The following is a 21648-nucleotide window of genomic DNA, read 5'->3' as shown; positions in this document are numbered from 1 at the left end:
CCGCTAAATGGGTGGAGGGCGGTCATATCATATGTCGGGGAACATAAATGTATAATACTGCTGCGAGACTTGAGCGGCTGCCGGTCGGCCGCTTCCAATACAAGCTGCTGATGATGGGCGGGCTTGGTTACATGTTCGAGGCCTGGGATGCCGGCATCATCGCCTTTCTGCTTCCGGCTCTGCGGGCGCAATGGCAATTGACCAGCCTTCAGGTCGGTTATCTGGCCAGTAGCACTTATGTCGGATTTCTGATTGGCGCCCTGGTTGCCGGCGCGATTGGCGATCGTTACGGCCGCAAGAACGTCATGTTGTGGGCGCTGGTACTGTTCTGCCTTGCAAGTCTCGCTGGCGCGGCCGTCAACGATTGGCACCAGTTCTTCGCTTTGCGTGTCATTGGTGGCATCGGCATGGGTGCTGAAGCAGCCATTATTGCGCCATTCCTGTCCGAATTCGTTGGTGCGAAATATCGCGGACGTTTCACGGCATCGCTCGCCGCCTTCTTCTCATTCGGTTTCGTGATTTCTGCCGTTCTCGGCTATCTTCTCGTACCGGCATCCGACAACGGATGGCGTTACGCCCTGATCGTCACGGCAATGCCGGTGATCATCGTTTTATGGTGGCGCCGAGGCCTTACCGAATCCCCACGCTGGCTGGAAAGCCAGGGGCGTCACGACGAAGCCAACGCTATCGTTACGGTAATCGAACAGGATTATGCGGCTCGTGGCGTGGCCTTGCCGCCCGTAGCTCCGGCTCCAACCGTCACCTCCGCTCCCAACACGTCACTCCTAGCCAATTTCAAGACTCTGCTTTCGCCACGCTTCCTGCGCATTACGATCATGACATGGCTTCTGTGGGTCTCCGTCACCTTCAGCATCTATGCCTTCATGACCTGGATCCCGAGCCTTTTGGTCGAGCGCGGCATGACGATGACCAAGAGCTTCTCCTTCTCTATCCTGATTTTTGCCGCGCAGATCCCTGGCTATTTCTCGGCCGCCTGGTTCTGCGAAAAGATCGGCCGCCCTTACACGATCGTCCTTTACATGGCTCTTGCAGCCGCCGCCGCGCTGTCGTTGGCTTTCGCTTCCAGTGACATGCAGGTGATCGCCCTCGCCATGACGCTGTCCTTCTTCATCAACGGCGTAGCCGCCGGCGAATATGCCTATACGCCGGAAGTGTTTCCCACCCGCATCCGCGCAACCGGCGTCGGAACAGCATCGGCTATCGGCCGTGTCGGTGGTATCGCAGCCCCTATCCTGGTTGGTGCAGTTTATCCAGTCGGCGGATTTGCGGGCGTGTTCGGCATGACGACAGTTATTCTTTTCGTCGGCGCGCTGTCTGTTCTCCTGCTCGGCATTCCCACCAAGAACCGTTCGCTCGAGGAAATCGAAGCGGAAGAGTTTTCCACCAGCAGAAACTGAGATGGATCTCGGTGATCCGCGTTTGGGGAGCGGCCCAAGCCGCTCCCACTGTTACAAAGGATATTTGCAATGCAGCATGAGAAACGTCTTTACGAGGCGATGCAAAAGCCCGGCCAGCCGGCCCCCTTTTTCCAGGCGCTTGATGAGCTGTTTCAGCAGGAAGTCGGCCACGTCCTGTTTACTCTGCTGGCGGTTGAGGGCGAAGAAGTCGTGCGCATCTATTCCTCCGATATCGAGCATTATCCCGTCTCTGGGCGCAAGCCGATGGGCGATACTCCATGGGGCAGACATGTCATTGACGAAAAGAAGAGCTTTCTTGCTAAGGACATGGACGGCCTGAAATGGGCCTTCTTTGATCACGAGCTTATTGCCAGCCTTGGCGGGGGCACGCAGATCAATGTCCCCGTCGTGTTTAACGATGCCTGCATCGGTACGATCAATCTCACGCATCGCCCTGGTGGTTACGACGAGGAAGGTCTGGCAAAGGTTGAAACCTTTGCGCCTTGGCTCGTTCCCTATTTCCTGCAGGGAGCAGCCTGCGCATGAGGTCATGCCCCGATCTCACTTCCAGAATTCCGAGTGAAAGTTTGTGATGATGTCAACAATTCTCCTGAAAAACGCTCGTTTGGTCGATGGTTCGAGCGACACGCCGACGGATCCGGTCGATATCCTCATCCGAGATAATCTCTTCGTCGAAGTCGGCAAGGATCTGCAAGCGCGGGCCGAAAGCGTCATCGATCTGGCCGGCAAGATCGTCATGCCGGGCCTGATCGACGGGCACGTTCATGTGATCGCCACGAAGCTGGATCTTGGAGCCAATGCCGATCTGCCGAATTCGCTTGTGGCTCTGCGTTCCGCCAACATCATGAAGGCCATGTTGATGCGCGGTTTTACCACGGTGCGCGATCTCGGCGGTGCCGATCACGGCCTGGTAGTAGCTTTGGAGGAGGGGGCGATAATCGGTCCGCGCCTGATCATCTGCGGCAAGGCTCTGTCGCAGACCGGTGGGCATACCGACTATCGTGGCCGTTTCAATCGCCGTTCCGTCGAGCATTATCCGGACCAGCTTGGAGCATTGGGGCGTGTATGTGACGGCGTGGATGAAGTGCGTCGCGCCGCCCGCGAGGAAATCAAGGGTGGGGCGCAATTCATCAAGCTGATGGCAAATGGCGGCGTATCCTCCCCGACTGATCCGATCGCTAATCTTGGGTTTTCGAGGGAAGAACTGCTGGCGGCAGTTGAAGAGGCTGAAAATGCGCAGACCTATGTCTCTGCCCACCTCTACACCGATGCGGCAATCCGTCGTGCCATCGAATGCGGCGTGCTGTCCATCGAGCATGGCAACCTGATCACACCGGAAACCGCCAAACTGGCGAAGGAGCGTGGTGCCTTCGTGGTTCCGACCAATATCGTCTATGACCGTCTGGCCAAGGATGGTGCCTCGCTCGGCCTGCCGCCGGTCTCCGTCGCTAAGATTGAAGATGTTCGGAGTGCGGGTTTCAAGGCGCTGAGGACCCTTCATGAAGCGGGCGTAACGATGATTTATGGTACGGATCTTCTTGGCGAGATGCATGAGCACCAGTCCGAGGAGTTCGTCCTTCGCGGAGAACACCTGCCGGCGGCAGACGTCATCCGGTCGGCGACACTCGATGCGGCCAAGGCGCTTGGCTACGAGGGCCGGCTCGGAACGATCGCCGCTGGAGCCTTCGCTGATCTCATCGTTGTCGATGGCAATCCGCTGGACGACCTATCATTGCTGACAGGTCAGGGCAGGCATATGCCCTACATCATCAAGGACGGAAAGGTCGTTAAGGGACAGTAGCAGTACAGATCCGGCAGCGATCTTGTTACATTAGATGCGAGCCTCAACATCATCATGGCTCGCATCGATCACCTACCATGCGCAGCAAGGATCGTCCTCATCTAAAATGGGAAATGATCTTTGTTTACGCGGCTTGGCGAGTGACTGGACTTGCTACGAAAAAGTGGAGAGGCGATTTCAGTTCAAGCGGCCAGTCTCTCGAACTGTGCGGGGCTCCGGTAGTCAAGCGCCGAGTGCCGCCTTGCGGGATCGTAGAAGCCATCGATGTATCGGGCAATGGCGATTTTCGCCTGCTTGCGTGTCTGGTAGACGGTTCTCCAGATCGGCTCTAATTCCAATGTCTTGAAGAACGTGTCGACCATGGCATTATCGTAACAATCGCCTTTCCCGACATAGAGATCAGGATGCTATTGCGGCGCAGCTACCATGCTAAACCCCTTGTGAAGGGTGAGCAGGATCTGGCGGCCTTGCAGTAAGACGCTCGTGTCAGACGTCTTGTAAGACAATCCTGTAAGACAGCGCCTGAACTTCGATTCCAAGCTAAGCGAAAACGCCGGAAAACCTGAATTCTAGGCTTGAAAAGAAGCGTGGCTGGGGCGCCAGGATTCGAACCTGGGAATGCCGGTACCAAAAACCGGTGCCTTACCGCTTGGCGACGCCCCACCATCGATCCGGCATCTTCGCAAACATGGAAAGACAGGACCGGTCGAAACGGAGCCACCCCTTAGCAAAGCTTTCTCGCCTCGGCAATCCGCAGGGTCGCGCTTTTTTTAAGCACCGTCTCCCCGGTGCGGGTCTAACCGGGCAGGTCATCCGGAGGATGGTCTCCGTCGCCGCCTGTCCAGGCATGGGCCATGGCGGTCAAGCATGCACGTCGCAAAGGGTGCAATCGCCTGACATGTTCGGTTCTCGGGCGGGAGACGGCCTGCGCGGGTTGGGCTCGAGCACGGACGGCTATGCCGCGCTATCGTTCCTCGGCATGGTCCATGCCCTTGCCGGCAGCCAACGGGCCGACTGTGAATTCAACATCGACACGCCCCGCCCTTTCGAACAGGAGCGTGGCCCTTATCGTCTCCCCCTGGCGGAAGGGTTTTGCAACATTCATGAACATCACGTGGTCGGCGCCCGGCTTGAGTTCGATCGTGGCATTGGCAGGAACGGCGATGCCGCTTGGCAGCGCGCGCATTTCCATGACGGTGCCGTTCATCTTCATCGTGTGAAATTCGACGCTGCCGGCGCGGTCCGACGTGGCACTTAAAAGCCGATCGGCGGGGCCTTTATTGGTGATCTTGAGGTAGCCGCCGCCAACTTTGGCGACCGGCACCATGGCGCGGGCATAGGGGTGGCCTATCTCGATCTGGCCGACCGCATAGTCATGCGCTGCAGCTGGGCTGACCGTCAACAGGGCCAGGAGGACAAACAAAGCTTGGGTCTTGCTCTTCATGGTTCTTCCAATCGATGCGCCCGGGCGGCTCGGTAGCCGTGCCTCGCTCGAGGACGGCGCCAGCCCAAACCGGGCCTTCTGTTCCACGCGACGCCGGATCCGCTTGATCGAACGTCAATGCCACAAAGCTGGCATATTGTCACCGAGAACGCGAGGCACAGCGGGACTATCTGACGCCTCAGGCAGGGACAGGTTTTCGAGCTGCGGACACAAGAGGCCACGGCGGCAACATCGCTCACCTACCGCTCGTACGACCCGCTTTGGGTGCAGGCCGGCCCATCCCATTCCCGCTCAGCGATGCCTCGATTGCGGCAATACATACGGTAGGTGCAGGGCGGGCAGGCGGCCCACGGCGCCGGCTATGCCGTAGACCTTGGCGATCACCGCGTCGGTGATCGTGTCCATGCAGGGCCCTGCCTCTACCACCTTGCCATGATCGAGAACCACCAGGTGATCGGCAAATTCTGCTGCCAGGTTGAGATCGTGCAGGATGGCAAGCACGATGCCGCCCGCCGATGCAAAATCCCGGGCAATTTCCAGAACCGAAATCTGATGGCCCAGATCGAGACTTGCCGTCGGCTCGTCCAGAAAAAGGGCGTTCGCCACGCCATCGCTGACCGCATTCGGCACTTGTGCCAGAGCGCGGGCGAACTGCACACGCTGCTGTTCGCCGCCTGAGAGAGAGGGATAGGGACGCCCTTCGAAGCCCTGCAGCCCCACCCGGACCAGAGCCTTGCGCGCCTGCTGGTCGGGATCGAGCGCGCCATGCGCAACCGCGCCCATCCGGGCGATCTCGAGCGCGCTGAAAGGGAAAGCCAGCTGTGTTGCCTGCGGCAGCACCGCCCGACACCGTGCAAGCTCTTCCGGACGACAAAGGTCTAAATGTTTCCCATGGTAGGAGACATGTCCGGCATCCGGCCGCAGCTCGCCGGACAGAACCTTCATCAGCGTGGATTTGCCAGCCCCGTTGGGTCCGATAACGACGGTGAAACAGCCGGGCCTAAGGGCGATGTCGACCGACTGGACGAGGTTGCGGCGACCGCGGGTGACGGTGATGTCCTGCGCGACGATCATGACAGGTCCCGCGTGCTAAATCCGTTCCGGCCGAGCAGCAGAAACAGGAAAACCGGGGCGCCGAACAGCGCGGTTATCACGCCGATTGGCAGTTCTGCCGGTGCGGCGACCGTGCGCGCAACGCTGTCGGCGATCAGGAGAAGAGCGCCGCCGCCAAGCGCCGAACCGGGAAGCAGGAACCGGTGCGACGGTCCCATGAGCAGCCGCAGCAGATGCGGCACAACGATGCCGACGAAGCCGATCGAGCCGGCCACCGCAACCGTTGCGCCGCAGGCGGCGGCTACCGCGATGATGACGACCTTTTTAAGTCTTTGGACCGGAATGCCCATGTGAAAGGCGGCCGCGTCGCCGAGAACGAGGGCATCCAGTCCTCGCGCGACGAAGGGGATGATGACGAGAACGGCTGCGATGAAGGGCAGGATGGAAAACATCCTTGCGAACGTGGCGCCGCCGAGCGATCCGAGGCTCCAGAACGTGATGTCGCGCAACTGCCTGTCATCGGCCATGACGATCAGCAGGCCCATGATCGCCGCCGTCAACGCGCCGATGGCAATACCGCACAGGATGAGTGCGGTCGTCGAGGTGCGGCCGTCGCGGGTGGCGATCAGGTAGAGAGCCCAGGTGTTGAGGAGGCCGCCGAAAAACGCCATGAGCGGCAAGAAATGGCTGCCGAGCAGAAGCGCGACCGGCGCCAGGATGCCATTGCCGAGCACGATGGCCGCTACTGCGGCAAGGCCGGCGCCGGCTGTGACGCCGACAATGCCCGGGTCGGCCAGCGGATTGCGGAAAAGCCCCTGCATCATTGCGCCGGATACCGCCAGTCCGGCCCCAACGAGCAGGCCGAGCGCCGTGCGCGGCAGACGCACGGCTTCGAGAATGACGCGTTCCTGCGTCGTCAGGCGATCGGCGTCGCCGGCAAGGTAGGACCATAGATCGCCAAGGCCGACCCCGGTCGGCCCAACGCCAAGCGATATCAGGCACGACGCCGCAAGCAGGACAACTAGGCCCGCCATGACGGCGAAACCCTGCCGGCTGCGGTCGCCTTCGACCGTTGTCCTAAACGGCAGGGAGAGCGTCCGCATCACTGGCTGATCTCGCCGGGATAGATTTGCGCCGCAAGGGTGCGGGCCGCCTGCGGCGTTCGCGGACCAAAGCCGAGCAGGAGCAGTCCATCCATCGAAATCAGCGCCTTGTTTTCCGCAGCCGGCGTCGTCTGCATCGAAGGCAGCGCAAACACCTTGTCCGGTGTGATCGCATGGTCGCCCCGGACCATGGAGAGAATGACGTCGGGTCTGGCCGCGATGACCGCTTCGTCGGAAAGCGGCTTGTAGCCGTTGATCTGAGGTGCAGCATTGGTCGCACCAGCCAGCTCGATGATGGCGCCGGCCTCGGTATCGGCACCGCCGGCCATGACGCGACCGTTGGACAGCGAGAGCACGAACAGCACCTTCTTCCTGTCCGCTTTGATCCCGGCAATATCCGCCGCAAGTGCCCTGAGGTCCGCCTCGGTCCTCACTGCAAGCTCCTCCGCTTTCGCCGACAGGCCGACCGCAGCACCCACGTCACGGATCTTTTGACCAATCTTGTCAGCGCGTGGCGGCGTTGGCACAACCACCATTGGGACTTCGCTGGCCTTGAGGATATCGATTACCGGTGGCGGCCCCGACCCTTCCTCCATCAGGATCAAATCCGGCCTCTGGCCAAGAATACCCTCGGCGGACAGCGCCCGCATGTATCCGACATCGGGCTTGGACATCGCGTCCTGGGGGTAAAAACTTGTGGAATCGCGCGCCACGATGCGGTCCTGGGCGCCGAGATCGTAGAGAATTTCCGTGATCGTCCCACCAATCGAAACGATACGCCGTGCGTCGGGATTGCCTTTATCGGCGGCAAGCGACGGCATGACGGTCGTCATGACGGCAAGCAATCCGAGCGACACGATAGAGAGAAGATGACGAGAAACCACGACAATGCCCTTTCCGGCCGCCAGTGTGAACGGGCTGGCTGCAATATTGACACTGATACTCAAGTTTATGCGTATTGCAAGAAGCAGGTGGCAAATGTTGCCGGGATGGCGGGTGGACGGCGGCGTCAAAGCCCATACGGCAAGATCACTTTGCCGTCACCAGATCGGCGCAAGCGTCGTCGGTCATTCTTGGCGCCTTGTTACGCAGATCAGGAGTTCCCATGTGGCGTCCAATGGAAGCGCTCGTTACCGGCCGGCTGGCCTACCTCCATTTCGAGGATGACGGATGCTGCGACTGCCTGGGATATGTCGATGCATCGGGCAAGGCCGAATGGCCGGACTCGATAAGTGGCTTGCTGCCTGATGGCTGGTGCAATGCCGTCGATATTCTATGGCGGCAGATCGACGCCGGCAGCGGCTCGATTCGTCATTCTTCTTAGTCTCTTGCCAGCCCGAGACAAGCGGTCAGATCAGTCTTCCGGTGCCAGGCCGTCGAATACTTCGAGCAACGCATCGACAATGGCCTGACCGAGCGCATTGCCGGTTTCGGCAATCTTGTCGTCCTGCAGGTCGCGTGCGGCGAGCGCGAGGTTGCCGCCCTGGTCGGCAACGATGGCACGTGCCCTTTCGATCGCCCATTGGGCAAAATCGGCACGGGTCTCGATGGTCACGGTTTCCATGAAGATTTCTTCCCGGTTCATCTTTCGTTGAGACTTTGAGGGCCATAAAGCCCCGGCGCGTTTTGTAGTGCGTACGCGCTATCTTCTCTTGCTGGTCGGCGCAAGGTCCAGCCGCCGGATCGATCGATCCCGTGCGTCTCAGCCGCCTGTCGTCCCGGAGCCTGAAGTCGATGATCTGAGCCGGATCAGCGCCTCGTCTTTATGGGCTGCATGGCGCAGCAGCATGCCGAAGAGATCGCGCGGCTCGTCCGGATCCGCCACCAGATCGAGTGTGTCGAAACCGCCGCCGGCGCGCAACTTGTCATGAACATAGCGCAGGGCCGAAAAGTCTTCCGTTGCAAAGCCCACACTGTCGAACAGCGTGATCTGGTCATCACTGTCACGGCCGGCTTTTTCGCCGGTCACCACCCGCCACAATTCGGTGACGGGATGATCTGCGTTCAACTGCTGGATTTCGCCTTCGACGCGCGTCTGCGGTGGGTATTCCACGAAGATCGAGGATCGAAGCAGGATGTCGTGATGCAGCTCCGTTTTGCCGGGTGCATCGCCTCCCACGGCATTGATGTGCACGCCGGGTCCGACCATATTGTCGGTCAGGATGGTCGCATTTCGTTTGTCGGCCGTTGCCGTTGTGATGATCTGGGCGCCTTCGACCGCCTCTTCGGCGGACCGGCACGCGATGATGGTCATGCCGAACTTCGAGAGATTGTTGCGGCAGCGCTGCGTTGCGCAGGGATCGAGATCGTAGAGCCTGAGCGTGTCGATCCCGAGCAACACCTTGAAGGCCAGCGCCTGAAACTCGCTTTGAGCGCCGTTGCCGATCAGCGCCATCGTCCTTGCTCCGCCGGGTGCGAGATATTTGGCGGCGATGGCTGAGGTGGCGGCGGTGCGCAGCGCTGTCAGGATCGTCATTTCCGACAGAAGCAATGGATATCCGCTTTCGACATCCGACAGCACGCCAAAGGCTGCGACAGTCTGGCGTCCGCTGCGCGTGTTCTTCGGATGGCCGTTGACATATTTGAAGGCGTAGAACCGGCCGTCGCTTACCGGCATCAGTTCGATCACACCGTCGCGTGAATGCGATGCGATCCGGGCCACCTTGTCGAACATGTCCCAGCGGCGGAAGTCGGCTTCGACATAGGCCGCCAATTCCCGCAGAAAGGTTTCTGTGCCTGTTGTCAGCACGAGGTCCATCATGGCCTCGACACTGACGAACGGAACGATGTTGAGCTTGGGCGGCATCAGTAACTCCGGGTCGGGCGATCCATCACGGTGCGGCCCATCAGGCTTGCGGTCAGATCGACGAGAAGCGTGGCGGTGCGTCCCCGCTCGTCGAGGAAGGGGTTGAGTTCGACAAGGTCTAGACTGCTGACGAGACCGCTGTCGTGAAGCATTTCCATCACCAGATGGGCCTCACGAAACGTGGCGCCGCCCGGAACCGTGGTGCCCACTGCCGGCGCAATCGCAGGGTCGAGAAAGTCGACGTCGAGGCTCACATGCAGCAGACCATTGGCCGCCTCCACACCCTGCAGGAACCGTCGAAGCAATACGGCCACGCCATGTTCATCGATCACGCGCATGTCGTGAACCGTGATCGGTGTCTGATTCAGGGCTTCCCGCTCGGCCTTGTCGACGCTGCGAATGCCGAGCATGCAGACATGGGCTGGATCGACCGGATGCGAAAGCGGCGGAAAATAGCCGTCAAAGCCGGCGCGCCCGGTATAATAGGCTACCGGCAAACCATGAAGATTGCCACTGGTCGTGCTGTCGAGCGAGTGAAAGTCCGTATGGGCATCGAGCCACAGGACAAAGAGGGGACGACCCTGTTCGGCCGCGCGGCGGGCAACGCCTGCAACCGTGCCGGCCGAAAGCGCATGGTCGCCGCCCATGAAGATCGGCATGCCCTTGCCGCTTTCGCGATAGGCAACCTCGCTCAACAACGTGGTCCAGGCGGCGATCTGCGGCAGGTTGCGCAGGGCGGGATTGGGATGGTGCAGATCGGAGACCTCATCGATCACTACGTTGCCGATATCCGTGACCTCGTGACCGAGTCCCTCTAGCGAAGCCCGGATGCCGGCCACGCGCAAGGCGCTGGGCCCCATTTCGCAGCCAAGCCGGGAAGCGCCGTCCTGAAGCGGGATACCGATCAATCTGCACTGCATGATATAACTCCGTTTGTTCGAAAAAGATCATGGCGGGGTGGCAGATTGAAGAGAAAGATTTGCCAAAAATGACAAAGGACCTTTTCATTTCGGCGGCTTGATCTATCAATCTGCGCATGGACGAATTCGATCACAGACTGGTAACGCTTTTGCGTCACGACGCCCGACGCAGCATATCCGATCTTGCCGCCGACCTGAAAACATCGCGCGCGACCGTTCGCGCCCGCATGGAAAAGCTGGAGCGGACCGGCAGCATTATCGGCTATACCGTCATCCTGCGGGCCGACACGGTGGACCTGCCGGTGCGCGGAATCATGATGGTGGAGATCGAGGGACGTGTCGCTGACAGCGTGATCCAGGCTCTGGGCGGTTTTCCGGAGATTTCGGAAATCCACACCACGAACGGCCGCTGGGATCTGATCGTCGAACTGGGCACGGCCACGCTTGCCGACTTCGACAGCGTGCTGCGGCGGATCAGGCTTCTGCCGGGGATCACGGCCAGCGAGACGAACCTGCTGCTTGCCACGCCGAGAAGCACGAAGGCGCGGCTTTGAGATTTAGGGAACAAAATTGGCCGGCCGCGCATGCTGCGGGCCGGCCAAGCCGTTACACCTGAAGAATGTTAGAACTTCTTGGTGACCGAGACGCGGAAGGAGCGACCGGTTTCACTGAAGAAGTCGCGGCTCGCAAGCGTCGTTCCGTCGGGAACGTCGATCGCATTGTAATACTTCTTGTCGAAGACATTGAAGACGCCCGCCTGGATCTTCAAACCTTCGAGCTGTTCCGGCTCCCACCAGACCGTTGCATCCACGAGACCGTAGCCCGGAGCCTTGAAACCGGTCTCACTGGTCTTGTTACGAGCCGCTGCCATGGTCAGGGACACGTCCGTACCCCATGTGTCGGTCGCGTATCCAAGTCCGGCAATGGCGCGAAGCGGTGCTACCGAATTCAGATAGCTGTCGGTATCCGTGTCCTTGCCATGCGACCAGGCGAGTGAACCCCAGGTGCGCCAGTTGTCGGCAAACTGCCATTCGCCAGCCAGTTCGATGCCGTAGATGCGTACGCGGTTGAGATTGGCGTATCCGAGAACGCCGCCGATCGGGAATTCCCCGCCAGGAGGGGCCAGTGTGATCTGGTCGATGAAGTTGCGGTAATAGTTGTTGAAGACGGTCGCCGAGAGGCTGAAATCCGTCGCCCTGTAATTGGCGCCGAATTCAAAACCGTTGCTGGTCTCGGTTTTCAGGTCGGGATTGCCGATACGGGCATAGGAGCCGGGCGCGCCGTAGGTCTGATAAAGTTCGGTAGCGCTCGGCGCGCGGAAGCCTTGCGACCATTGCGCAAAAAGCTCGAGCTCGCTGGTCGCCTTCCAACCGGCGCGCAGCTTGGGAGAGAAGCGCGAATCGCTGGTGCCTTCGAGATAGTCGGCATCGAAAAGCGGGCTGCCCTGATAGGCGGCGGTGTTCTTCGGCTTGTGCTCGTAATAGTCAAAACGAAGGCCGGGCGTGATCGTCAGGCGGTCATCGAAGAACTTGACGTCGTCCTCGACATACATGCCGAAGGTGAAGCTGTCGACGTCGGGCATGTCGGAGGAGTTGGAGTGCAGCATGCGGCAGCTTTGCGGGCCGGGCGTGCTGTTGCCCGGGAAAAGATATTGCGGGATCGTCGACCAGTCGACGTCTGGGCAATTGTCGACACCTGCCGAATACTGGTGCGTATCCTGCCAGTAGATTTCGCCCCCGAACCGGAACGTATGCGACAAGCCGCCGAGGTCGACCTTCTTTGAGGCATTGCCGCTCAGGCCGTAGCTCGTCTGTTCCAGCTCGTTGTCACGCTGGTAGACGCCGAAGGGAGGGCCGTAAAACAGATCAGCGCCACTGGCGGTCCCGGGATAACGGATGCGTGGAATGGCGGGAATGGCAGGCAGGTCGCCACGGGCATCGCGCAGGCGGAAACCGTCCGTGGTGTTGTTCAAGGTCTGTTTCTGCCAATAGGCGACGATGTTCGCCTGATCCAGCATGTCGGTATTGTCTGGCGAGATGAAATCGTATGAGGCGGAGACGCGCTTGCGATCGACCTCCTCACCGGATTTCAGTGAGCCCGGCTGATAGCTGGTGCCGGTGCCGCGCAGGTTGTCGATATCCTCGTCGCGATTGAAAATCTCGCCGGTCAAGCCGAAGCGGTGGCCGCCGTCGAGATACTGGTGCATCTTCACCAGCATGTTCTTCTGGTCGAGATCAGCGGGATTGGCTTGTGTACGGGCGGAGGTCGCGCCGCCGATCGTGCCCTCGTTGTCGGTTTCGTGGCCCTTCTTGTAACCACCCTGGATCATGAGCCAGGTATCGTTGAAACGACCGGCGATCGCGGCATTGTTGCCCCAACTCTCATCACCGCTGTCATAGGTGCTCTTGACCAGCGCGCCCCAGTTCTTCTTACCGTCAATCAGGTCTTCGGGATTGAGCGTGCGCAATTCCACGACGCCGCCCAGTGCGCCGGAGCCGTAACGGCTGGAATCGGCCCCCTTGGTGATGTCGACGGCCGACAGACTGTCGAAATCGAAGGAATTGATACCGCCGCGGGCGGAATCACGCGGATCGGTCAGCCACGGCACGCGAATGCCGTCAATCGTCGTCAGGACGCGGTCGTTCTGGAGGCCGCGCAGGTTGACGCTGTTTGTCTGGCTGTTGAAATTGACACCGGCATCCACGCGCCGCGCAAAATCCCGGAAATCCGTGACCATGCGCTGCTGAATGACGACCCGGTCGGTGCGTTGGGTCAGCGGCGAAGCCGGCGCCGCAGATACGCCGCTGTTCTGGCCCTGAACGACGATCGCCTCCAACTGCGTCTCGTCCTGCTGCACCGGTGTCTGCCCGTAGGCGGTCGCCGTTGCCGCGATCAGTGGCACCATGGCCGTGCTGCAGATGAGAAGACGCGACGTAAATTTTCTTGACCGCATATCATGCCCCCAAAATCAAAACTGAATTTCCCCGCCGGAAATCTAAGCCTACCTAGAAAATCCTGTGGGGATGAGTCAAGTTTGAATCTGAGCGAAATAGTCAACTTTATCGTTGAGCGAATAACTGTTACTTTTCCACCATGTATCAGCGCGTTCGAATGAACCGGGCTTGTCGAAATTGGCTTATGGAAGCCTCGTCGCAGCGTTGCCTATGAAACCCTCCACCGACATGTCCCGCACAGGCCGGTCCGCTCCGCCGAGGACCACCATGCCTCCGCTCAGATTTGCCACCGGGCAGGCATGGTTGGGGAGGATCAAAACAGCCGTTCCAACGGCCGGCGCGCCACCTTGCAGTTCGAGAAACGCATGCTCTTCGGAGAGTTTGGCAACGGCAAGCGGGCTATCACGACCGATCATCCACGCCTCGCCAAAGGTTTTCGTGGCCGACGTGCCGTGGGCGCCAAGGTCTGAGGACAGGGTCTTCGACCCCACATTGGCGATGGCGTAATTGGCATTGACGGACACGATCTGCGCGGCGACGCCGAGCGCCAGCCGGTTGCGGGCCACGAGCCCCAGCCGCACTGCTGTCAGATCGTAGAATACGTAATTGCCGGGACGGACCTCGTCTATGCCCTCGAAGCCGTCATTGCTGACCAGCGTCGGCGTGCTGCCTATGGACAGGCAGGGCACCGCGATGCCGGTATGCTCAAGGCGGCGGCGCATCGTCGTCATGATGGAGCGTTCGCTTGCCGCGATCTCGGCAATGCCTACCGGCGTGCCGGCGCCATAGGCGTGGCCGGCATGGGAAAGAAGCCCCGCGAGACGGAGATCGCTGCAGCCGGCAATCGCAGCCGCCACGTCAAGCGCGGTTCGTGAGTCGGGATCGACGCCGCAGCGGTGGAGGCCGACATCGACCTTCATGAAGGCGGTCGCCGGTCGCCCGGCCTGTCTTGATCCGGCGATCAGAGCCTCGACGGTGGCAAGGCTGTCTGCAATGAACCGGATATCCGCTGCATCCGCGGCCTCCCTCAACAGCGTAGCGATCGTGAGCGGATCGAGAAGCGGATAGGCGAGTGTTACCGGGAAAAGCCCGTCGCGCAACAGCATCGCCGCTTCGTAAGGACGCGCCGCGGTGAAGCCGGCGGCACCGGCCTGCCGCTGCATGCGGGCGATCTCCAGAGACTTGTGGGTCTTGATGTGTGGGTGCAGCGCCGCCCGGCCGGCGATCCGCGCAACCATTTCATCGATATTGTCTTGCAGCACCGCTTCGTCGATGACGACGCAGGGCCTGCGCAATTTGTCGAAACCACGAAAGCGGGTGGAAAGATCGAGACCGACTATCTCGGTGTCATGGCGCGTGCCTGTCATGGAAACCTGCAGAATGTGGGGAACGGGCGGCGATTGATTGTATAGGCCAAGTCTTACCGCGCCGGGACCTCTTACGCCATCCGCATCCCTCCGTGATCTCACCGTGGGAGACCAGTGATCATCACCGCGATCGTTTTGGCTTGCGACCGTTTTGCCATGTTGACATCCGCAAATTGGTCAGACAATCTGACCGCAAGCGTCGCGGAGGAGGAACTGTCGGCGCCCGGAGGATATCAATGTTTGTGGCCTTGGAGCCGCGCCGCCTTTACCGGCAGGTCGCGGAACAGCTGCGTGCGCTTATCGAAACGGGAGAGCTGCCGGCAGGCGAGCGTCTTCCCGCAGAGCGCGAGCTTGCGGAACGGCTGGCCGTGTCCCGTCCCACCGTGCGTGAGGCATTGATCGTGCTGGAGGTCGAGGGGCTTATCCAGATCCGCATGGGGTCCGGCGTCTACGTGAACCGAAAGCCGCAGCTTCAAGCCCTGCTTCCCGCGGACGATAGCGATGGGCCCTTCGAGCTTCTGCAGGCCCGCTGCCTGATCGAGAGCGCGATTGCCGAAGAAGCCGCGCGGGTCCGCCGCCCGGAGCACCTTATCGTGCTCGACGAACTGCTGGCTGAAATGGCTGGATCGCTCGAGAATTCGCATCAGGCGCTCGGCATCGACCGAGCCTTCCACACGGCGATTGCCGACATTATCGGCAATTCCGCGCTCAACCGTTTTACCGGTCTGATCTACGACCGCCGTCTTTCCCCATATTTCGCTAAGCTCGCCAGCTATTTCGAGGGTCCGCATACATGGCAGCTGGCGCTGGAGGAGCATGGGGTCATTCGCGATGCGATCGCCGCCGCTGACCCGGAGGCTGCGCGCCGCGCCATGCGCGAGCACCTGACCCGCTCGCAGAAACGTTTCTCTGAAAGCTTCGGCGAGGAGCCGTCACGGGAAGACTGATCCGGCCGCGAGGAGGCGGCGGATTTCGATAATGCAAATCTGGAATTAACTCGGGAGGAGAGCATGACATTCAGGTTCACAACGCTGCTGGGAGCAGCAACCATCGTTCTTGCATCGTCGTTGACGGCGCAGGCACAGACGGCGCTGAAATGGGCGCATGTCTACGAGACGTCCGAACCGTTCCACACGGAATCCGTCTGGGCGGCCGAGGAAATCGCCAAGCGGACCAATAATCGCTACAAGATCGACGTTTTTCCGGCATCGCAGCTGGGCAAGGAAGCTGATATCAACCAGGGCCTCAAGCTCGGCACGGTCGATATCATCATCTCCGGCTCCAGCTTTGCCTCGCGCGATTACAAACCGATCGGCGTGACCTATTTTCCCTATATCTTCCGCGATCCGGCTCATTTGATCGCCTATACCAAGAGCGACGTCTTCAAGCGTCTCGCCAAGGGCTATGAGGACAAGACCGGCAACGTCATCACCGCCGTCAGCTATTACGGCACGCGTCATACGACCTCGAACAAGCCGATCGCAAACTGCGGCGACCTTAAGGGCGTGAAGATGCGCGTGCCGGACGTTCCCGCCTATCTCGCCATGCCGCGCGCCTGCGGCGCCAACACCACACCGATCGCTTTTGCCGAAGTCTATCTGGCGCTGCAGAACGGCACGGTGGACGCGCAAGAAAACCCACTGACCACGATCGAAGCCAAGAAATTCTTCGAAGTGCAGAAGAATATCGTTCTGACCGGCCATATCGTTGACCACCTCAATACGGTCATTTCCAAGAGCCGCTGGGCAAGCCTTTCCGATGAAGACAAGAAGATCTTCACCGAGGTGATGCTCGAGGCTGCCGAACGCTCGACGAAGATCATCGAGGAGCGTGAAAACAAGCTGGTCGACGACTTCAAGAATCGCGGCCTCAATGTCGTCGACGTCGACAAGGCGGATTTCGAAAAGACCGTGCTCGAAAAGGTGACGTTCGAGGAGTTCGGCTACAACAAGTCCGACTGGGAAGCCATTCGCGCCATCAAGTAACGGCGTCCGGCGCGGCTTCCCGGGGCGGCCGCGCCATCCTCTCAGCAACGGGATGAAACCATGTCAACGCAGCCGGAAATTCATACTCAGGTTACGCCTGAGGAGCTTGCCCATACGTTCGACGAAGCGCCGGTCGAAGTTAACCTGAAAGCCTATGCTTTCGAGGACTGGGTGACGCTCGGTCTGTTTTGGGGGATGACCGCCTGCGTCTTCCTGCAATTCTTCACGCGCTATGTGCTGAACAACAGCTATGCGTGGACTGAGGAAATTGCCGTCAACTGCCTGATCGGCGTGGTCTTTCTTGGTTCGGTCGCCTGTGTTCGCATGTCGCGGCACATCCAGGTCGACGTTCTCTATCACTATCTGCCGCCGACAGTGACACGCGTCATGGCGACGCTGGTCGATGTGATCCGCATCGGTTTCTTCGCCTACGGGTCATGGTTGATGTGGCGCTACTTGGAAATCGTTGCGGACGAGGAAATGGTCACGGTCCAGCTCCCGCGCAACATCGTCTTCTACACCGTTCTTGCGGCGTTCGTTCTGATGCTGCTGCGTTCCATCCAGGTGTTCGTGGCCAATATGCGCCGTGGCTATTCGGTGCTGGAACGTCCCGAAGAATTTCAGCATGCCGAGGTCTGATCCATGCTTCTTCTTATCGGTTCCTTTCTACTTCTGATGGTGCTCGGCCTGCCTGTCGCCGTTTCCATGGCCACATCTTCGCTGCTTTACATCGTGTTTTACGGTGTCGCGCCCGATATCATCGCCGCGCAGCGCCTGATTGCCGGTGTCGAAAGTTTTCCGCTGCTCGCCGTTCCCTTCTTCATCCTCGCCGGCAATCTGATGAATATTGCTGGCGTTACCGGGCGCATCTACTCCTTTGCGGTCGCGCTTGTGGGGTGGATGAAAGGCGGCCTCGCGCAGGTCAATATCATCGGCTCGGTGGTGTTTTCCGGCATGTCGGGAACCGCCCTGGCTGACGCTGCAGGCATTGGCACGATCGAGATCAAGGCCATGAAGGATCACGGTTATCCGGTGGAAGCTGCCGTTGGCGTGACGGCCGCATCCGCAACACTCGGGCCGATCTTCCCCCCCTCCCTGCCTTTCGTCATCTACGGCATGATGGCCAATGTCTCGATCGGTGCGCTTTTCATGGCGGGCATCGTTCCCGGCGTCGTCATGACCGTGCTGATGATGGTGACGGTCGCGATCTTCGCCTATGTGAAGCGTTGGGGGTCGGATACACCGTTCAGCATTCGCAACCTCTTCGGCGCCTCGCTCGAAGTGGTCATCGTCATGGCGGTGCCAGTGGGCATCTATCTGCTCACCCTCGTCGGATTGTCGCTGAATATTGCGATTATCGTCGCGCTCGCCGTCCTGATCGCCTGCGACTGGTATTTCGACTTCTCCGCGGTCATGGCGCTGATGACGCCGGTCATCCTGATTGGCGGAATGACCATGGGCTGGTTCACGCCGACCGAAGCGGCGGTCGCCGCCGTCCTCTGGTCGCTGTTCCTCGGCCTTGTGCGCTATCGCACCATGACGCTGAAGACGCTCGCAAAGGCGACGTTCGACACGATCGAAACGACGGCGTCGGTTCTGTTCATCGTGGCGGCTGCCTCTGTCTTCGCGTGGCTGCTGACCGTCAGCCAGACGGCCCAGCTCCTGTCGACGGCAATCACCGGCCTTACCGACAGCAAGTGGATTTTCCTGATCCTCGTCAATCTGCTGATGCTGTTCGTCGGCTGCTTTCTGGATACGATCGCTGCAATCACCATTCTCGTACCGATCCTGCTGCCGATCGTGCTGCAGTTCGACATCGATCCGGTCCATTTCGGACTGATCATGACGCTCAACCTGATGATTGGCCTTCTGCATCCGCCACTCGGCATGGTGCTGTTCGTTCTGTCGCGTGTCGCCAAGCTGTCGGTGGAGCGCACGACCATGGCGATCCTGCCCTGGCTCGTGCCGTTGTTGATCGCACTGGTGCTGATCACGTTCATCCCCGCCATCACGCTTTGGCTGCCGACCGAGATGGGGCTGATCCGCTGATCCACCATGCCCGCGCCAATGAGCGCGGGCCACTCCGATCCGACCTTGCTGATATTGAGGAAAAAGACGCATGAGACATACATGGCGATGGTTTGGCCCGGTCGACAAGGTGACCGTCCAGGACGCGGCGCAGGCAGGCGCGAGAGGCATTGTCAGTGCGCTCCACCACATTCCGACCGGTGACGTCTGGCCGGTGGATGAAATCGCGAAACGCCATGCCGAGATCAAGGCCGGCGGCCTGTTCTGGGATGTGGTGGAAAGCGTGCCGGTGTCCGAAGACGTGAAGACCCAGACGGGAGACTGGCGCACCCATGTCGACAACTGGAAGGAAACGCTGCGCCGCCTTTCCGACAGCGGCATCCGCACGGTCTGCTACAATTTCATGCCGGTGCTCGACTGGACGCGCACCGACCTGCGTTGGGAAACGCGGCATGCGGCGAGGGCCATGCGCTTCGACCTTTCAGATTTCGTCGCCTTCGATATCCATATCCTCAAACGGCCCGATGCCGCCTCCGACTACCCGGAAAGCTTGCAGGACGCGGCAGGCCGCCGTTTTTCGGAAATGAACGACGAAAAGATCGCGGCGCTCGGCCGCAATATAGGTGCCGGTCTGCCCGGTTCGGCGGACGGCTACACGCTTGACCAGTTGCTGGAAAAGCTGCGGACCTATCAGGGCATCACGACACAAAAGCTGCAAACGCACCTTGTTGATTTTCTTGCCGAAGTGGTGCCGGTTGCCGAGCAGGTCAATATCAATATCTGCGCGCATCCGGATGACCCGCCGTGGCCGCTGCTCGGTTTGCCGCGCATTCTCTCGACGCAGGCCGATTACGCCTATATCCTCGACATGGTCGACAGTCGCGCCAATGGCATGACGCTGTGCTCAGGTTCGCTCGGCGCGCGTGCGGACAACGACCTGCCGGCAATCGTCGAGCGCTTTGCGTCGCGGATCCATTTCGTGCATCTGCGTAACGTCACGCGTGACGACGACAGCCTTCCATGCTCCTTCTACGAGGACGAACATCTCGAGGGCGGCACGGACATGGTAGCCGTCATTGCCGCGCTGCTACGGGAAGAAAAACGCCGTCGCGACGAAGGCCGGGAGGATCACGAAATCCCGATGCGCCCGGACCACGGTCAGGAAATTCTGGACGACGTGAGGCGTGGCGCGCAGCCGGGCTACCCTGCCATCGGCCGCCTGAAGGGGCTGGCCGAACTGCGCGGTATTGAACGCACGCTATCCCACGCGCAATACGGCATGCGGTGAACCATGGCACGGCTTTCATCCTCGACCACCCTGCCTGAAGGCGTGAAGGCTCCGGACTATGATCGTGCGGCGCTAAACCACGGCATCGTGCATATCGGGCTTGGTGCCTTCCACCGCGCCCATCAGGCTGTCTTCACCCAGCGCGCGCTGGAACGCACATTCGGTCCTTGGGGCATCGTGGCGGTCAATCTTCGCTCGCCGGAACCGGTCGCTGCGATGGAAGAACAGAATGGCCTGTTTTCCGTTATCGTGCGCGGGGAAGGGGACGATACGGCGGAAGTGATCGGTGCGACGGTGGGCTGCCTATGCGCCGCGCAAGATCGTTCGGGCGTGCTCGATCTTTTGTCCAGCGAAGAAACCCGCATCGTCACTCTGACGGTTTCGGAAAAGGCCTATGGGCTCGATCCGGTGACCGGCGGATTGGATGTCGCCCATCCGGCTGTCGCGGCCGATCTTGCCAATCCGCACGACCCGGTTGGCGTGCTCGGCTTTCTGGTCGAGGGTCTGGCTCTGCGCAGGGCAGGTGGCCTGCTGCCCTATACCGTGCTCTGCTGCGACAATCTTCCCACCAACGGCCATATCGTTCAGCGCCTCGTCCTGGAAATGGCCGAGCGGCGTGATCCCGGACTGGCCGGCTGGATCAAAGATAACGCGGCGTTCCCCTCCAGCATGGTCGACCGTATCGTGCCGGCCGCCACGGAGGAGACACGCACTCGTGCACAAAAACTGCTGGGCGTCGAGGATGCGCTTGCGATCGAAACCGAACCTTTCATGCAATGGGTGATCGAAGATCGATTTGTCTCCGGTCGTCCCCAATGGGAAGCAGGTGGCGCGCTGTTCGTCGACAATGTCGAGCCGTACGAAAAGATGAAGCTGCGGCTGCTCAATGGAAGCCACACGCTGATCGCGCATCTCGGCCTGTTGCATGGACTGGAATATGTGCGTGACGTGATGGCTGTGCCGAACTTGCGGGATATGGTCGTTCGCCACATGAAGGCAGTCCTGCCGACGCTCGATCCCGTGCCAGGCATCGATCTTGACGACTATACCCAGCAGCTGATCGCGCGTTTTGCCAATCCGGCGATTGCCCATCGCAATGCGCAAATTGCTTCCGACAGCAGCCAGAAACTGCCGCAACGCATTTTTGCGCCGGCGTCAGAAATTCTTGCCACCGGAGATGATGCCGCCGAGTTTGCGCTTGTCGTGGCCGCCTGGATCGCGGCCGTCATGCGGCAACGCGACTGCAGCGACCCGCGCCGCGACGAGATCATGCACGCGGCGGCCGCGGTCGATGCCGCCGATCCCTCGGCGTCTTTCTTTCTCATCGACGGCCTTTTTCCCGATATGCTGGCGCAATCCCGAACATGGCGTGGCCGGGTGAATGCCGAACTGCGGCAGTGGCAAAGCTGAGCACGGCAGCCTTGCGAAATTTTTGTCGGCGGATGGTCTTTTAGACCTGT

Annotated in this window: 20 protein-coding genes, 1 tRNA gene and 1 pseudogene; 11 read left to right on the top strand and 11 right to left on the bottom strand. The window is 60.3% G+C overall.

Features of this window, described 5'->3' with window-relative positions:
- The first annotated feature begins 47 nt into the window (after positions 1-47).
- The 3 genes from ACQKKX_RS07355 (at position 48) to ACQKKX_RS07345 (ending at position 3240) form a co-directional block, all read left to right on the top strand.
- Positions 48-1418, top strand: a complete 1371-nt coding sequence (locus ACQKKX_RS07355) for an MFS transporter (protein ID WP_427569874.1) — start codon at positions 48-50, stop codon at positions 1416-1418.
- A 69-nt stretch (positions 1419-1487) separates the two neighbouring features.
- Positions 1488-1964 carry a GAF domain-containing protein gene (locus ACQKKX_RS07350; protein ID WP_427569873.1) on the top strand — a complete coding sequence of 159 codons (477 nt, stop codon included), beginning with the start codon at positions 1488-1490 and terminating at the stop codon, positions 1962-1964.
- Positions 1965-2013: 49 nt separating this feature from the next.
- Entirely contained in the window at positions 2014-3240 is a 1227-nt protein-coding gene (locus ACQKKX_RS07345) for an amidohydrolase family protein (protein ID WP_427570116.1), read from the top strand.
- Positions 3241-3422: 182 nt separating this feature from the next.
- Here ACQKKX_RS07345 and ACQKKX_RS07340 read toward each other — a convergent pair.
- From ACQKKX_RS07340 to ACQKKX_RS07315, 6 genes and pseudogenes are all read right to left on the bottom strand, one after another.
- Positions 3423-3629, bottom strand: a pseudogene (locus ACQKKX_RS07340) (IS3 family transposase); the annotation flags it as partial.
- A gap of 199 nt (positions 3630-3828) precedes the next feature.
- Positions 3829-3903: transfer RNA gene (locus tag ACQKKX_RS07335), tRNA-Gln, on the bottom strand.
- A 301-nt stretch (positions 3904-4204) separates the two neighbouring features.
- Positions 4205-4684, bottom strand: a complete 480-nt coding sequence (locus tag ACQKKX_RS07330; protein ID WP_427569872.1) for a copper chaperone PCu(A)C — start codon at positions 4682-4684, stop codon at positions 4205-4207.
- 291 nt (positions 4685-4975) lie between these two features.
- Positions 4976-5758, bottom strand: coding sequence for a heme ABC transporter ATP-binding protein (locus ACQKKX_RS07325; protein WP_427569871.1), 783 nt, complete (start codon positions 5756-5758; stop codon positions 4976-4978).
- A complete protein-coding gene (locus tag ACQKKX_RS07320) occupies positions 5755-6840 on the bottom strand; it encodes a FecCD family ABC transporter permease (protein WP_427569870.1) in 1086 nt (361 codons plus the stop codon). The genes ACQKKX_RS07325 and ACQKKX_RS07320 overlap by 4 nt, the downstream gene beginning before the upstream one ends.
- Positions 6840-7673: a heme/hemin ABC transporter substrate-binding protein gene (locus ACQKKX_RS07315; RefSeq protein WP_427570115.1), complete on the bottom strand. Its 834-nt coding sequence runs from the start codon at positions 7671-7673 to the stop codon at positions 6840-6842. Before ACQKKX_RS07315 ends, ACQKKX_RS07320 begins: the two co-directional genes overlap by 1 nt.
- A gap of 284 nt (positions 7674-7957) precedes the next feature.
- Here ACQKKX_RS07315 and ACQKKX_RS07310 point away from each other — a divergent pair, with 284 nt between their 5' ends.
- Complete coding sequence (locus ACQKKX_RS07310; protein ID WP_427569869.1) at positions 7958-8164, top strand: hypothetical protein; 207 nt, start codon at positions 7958-7960, stop codon at positions 8162-8164.
- 30 nt (positions 8165-8194) lie between these two features.
- On the opposite strand, the gene ACQKKX_RS07305 is transcribed toward ACQKKX_RS07310, so the two are convergent.
- From ACQKKX_RS07305 to rocF, 3 genes are all read right to left on the bottom strand, one after another.
- Complete coding sequence (locus tag ACQKKX_RS07305) at positions 8195-8404, bottom strand: hypothetical protein (RefSeq protein WP_427569868.1); 210 nt, start codon at positions 8402-8404, stop codon at positions 8195-8197.
- Between the two features lie 138 nt (positions 8405-8542).
- Positions 8543-9649, bottom strand: a complete 1107-nt coding sequence (locus ACQKKX_RS07300; RefSeq protein WP_427570114.1) for an ornithine cyclodeaminase — start codon at positions 9647-9649, stop codon at positions 8543-8545.
- Positions 9646-10566 carry an arginase gene (gene rocF, locus ACQKKX_RS07295; protein ID WP_427569867.1) on the bottom strand — a complete coding sequence of 307 codons (921 nt, stop codon included), beginning with the start codon at positions 10564-10566 and terminating at the stop codon, positions 9646-9648. The genes ACQKKX_RS07300 and rocF overlap by 4 nt, the downstream gene beginning before the upstream one ends.
- 116 nt (positions 10567-10682) lie before the next feature.
- Between rocF and ACQKKX_RS07290 the strand changes: the two genes are divergently transcribed.
- Complete coding sequence (locus ACQKKX_RS07290; protein WP_427569866.1) at positions 10683-11120, top strand: Lrp/AsnC family transcriptional regulator; 438 nt, start codon at positions 10683-10685, stop codon at positions 11118-11120.
- A 68-nt stretch (positions 11121-11188) separates the two neighbouring features.
- On the opposite strand, the gene ACQKKX_RS07285 is transcribed toward ACQKKX_RS07290, so the two are convergent.
- Complete coding sequence (locus ACQKKX_RS07285; RefSeq protein ID WP_427569865.1) at positions 11189-13471, bottom strand: TonB-dependent hemoglobin/transferrin/lactoferrin family receptor; 2283 nt, start codon at positions 13469-13471, stop codon at positions 11189-11191.
- Positions 13472-13702: 231 nt separating this feature from the next.
- Positions 13703-14887 (bottom strand): alanine racemase, encoded by a 1185-nt coding sequence (locus ACQKKX_RS07280; protein ID WP_427569864.1) that lies wholly within the window; start codon positions 14885-14887, stop codon positions 13703-13705.
- A gap of 236 nt (positions 14888-15123) precedes the next feature.
- Here ACQKKX_RS07280 and ACQKKX_RS07275 point away from each other — a divergent pair, with 236 nt between their 5' ends.
- The 6 genes from ACQKKX_RS07275 (at position 15124) to ACQKKX_RS07250 (ending at position 21598) form a co-directional block, all read left to right on the top strand.
- Complete coding sequence (locus ACQKKX_RS07275) at positions 15124-15834, top strand: FadR/GntR family transcriptional regulator (RefSeq protein WP_427569863.1); 711 nt, start codon at positions 15124-15126, stop codon at positions 15832-15834.
- Positions 15835-15897: 63 nt separating this feature from the next.
- Complete coding sequence (locus ACQKKX_RS07270; protein ID WP_427569862.1) at positions 15898-16872, top strand: sialic acid TRAP transporter substrate-binding protein SiaP; 975 nt, start codon at positions 15898-15900, stop codon at positions 16870-16872.
- Positions 16873-16932: 60 nt separating this feature from the next.
- Positions 16933-17511: a TRAP transporter small permease gene (locus ACQKKX_RS07265; RefSeq protein ID WP_427569861.1), complete on the top strand. Its 579-nt coding sequence runs from the start codon at positions 16933-16935 to the stop codon at positions 17509-17511.
- Between the two features lie 3 nt (positions 17512-17514).
- Entirely contained in the window at positions 17515-18921 is a 1407-nt protein-coding gene (locus ACQKKX_RS07260; RefSeq protein WP_427569860.1) for a TRAP transporter large permease, read from the top strand.
- A gap of 70 nt (positions 18922-18991) precedes the next feature.
- Complete coding sequence (uxuA, locus tag ACQKKX_RS07255) at positions 18992-20188, top strand: mannonate dehydratase (protein ID WP_427569858.1); 1197 nt, start codon at positions 18992-18994, stop codon at positions 20186-20188.
- Positions 20189-20191: 3 nt separating this feature from the next.
- Positions 20192-21598: a mannitol dehydrogenase family protein gene (locus tag ACQKKX_RS07250; RefSeq protein ID WP_427569857.1), complete on the top strand. Its 1407-nt coding sequence runs from the start codon at positions 20192-20194 to the stop codon at positions 21596-21598.
- Positions 21599-21648: the final 50 nt, after the last annotated feature.

Source organism: Neorhizobium sp. NPDC001467, from assembly GCF_050275975.1.
Classification (GTDB): domain Bacteria; phylum Pseudomonadota; class Alphaproteobacteria; order Rhizobiales; family Rhizobiaceae; genus Neorhizobium.
This window is presented reverse-complemented; position numbering and strand designations above follow the sequence as displayed.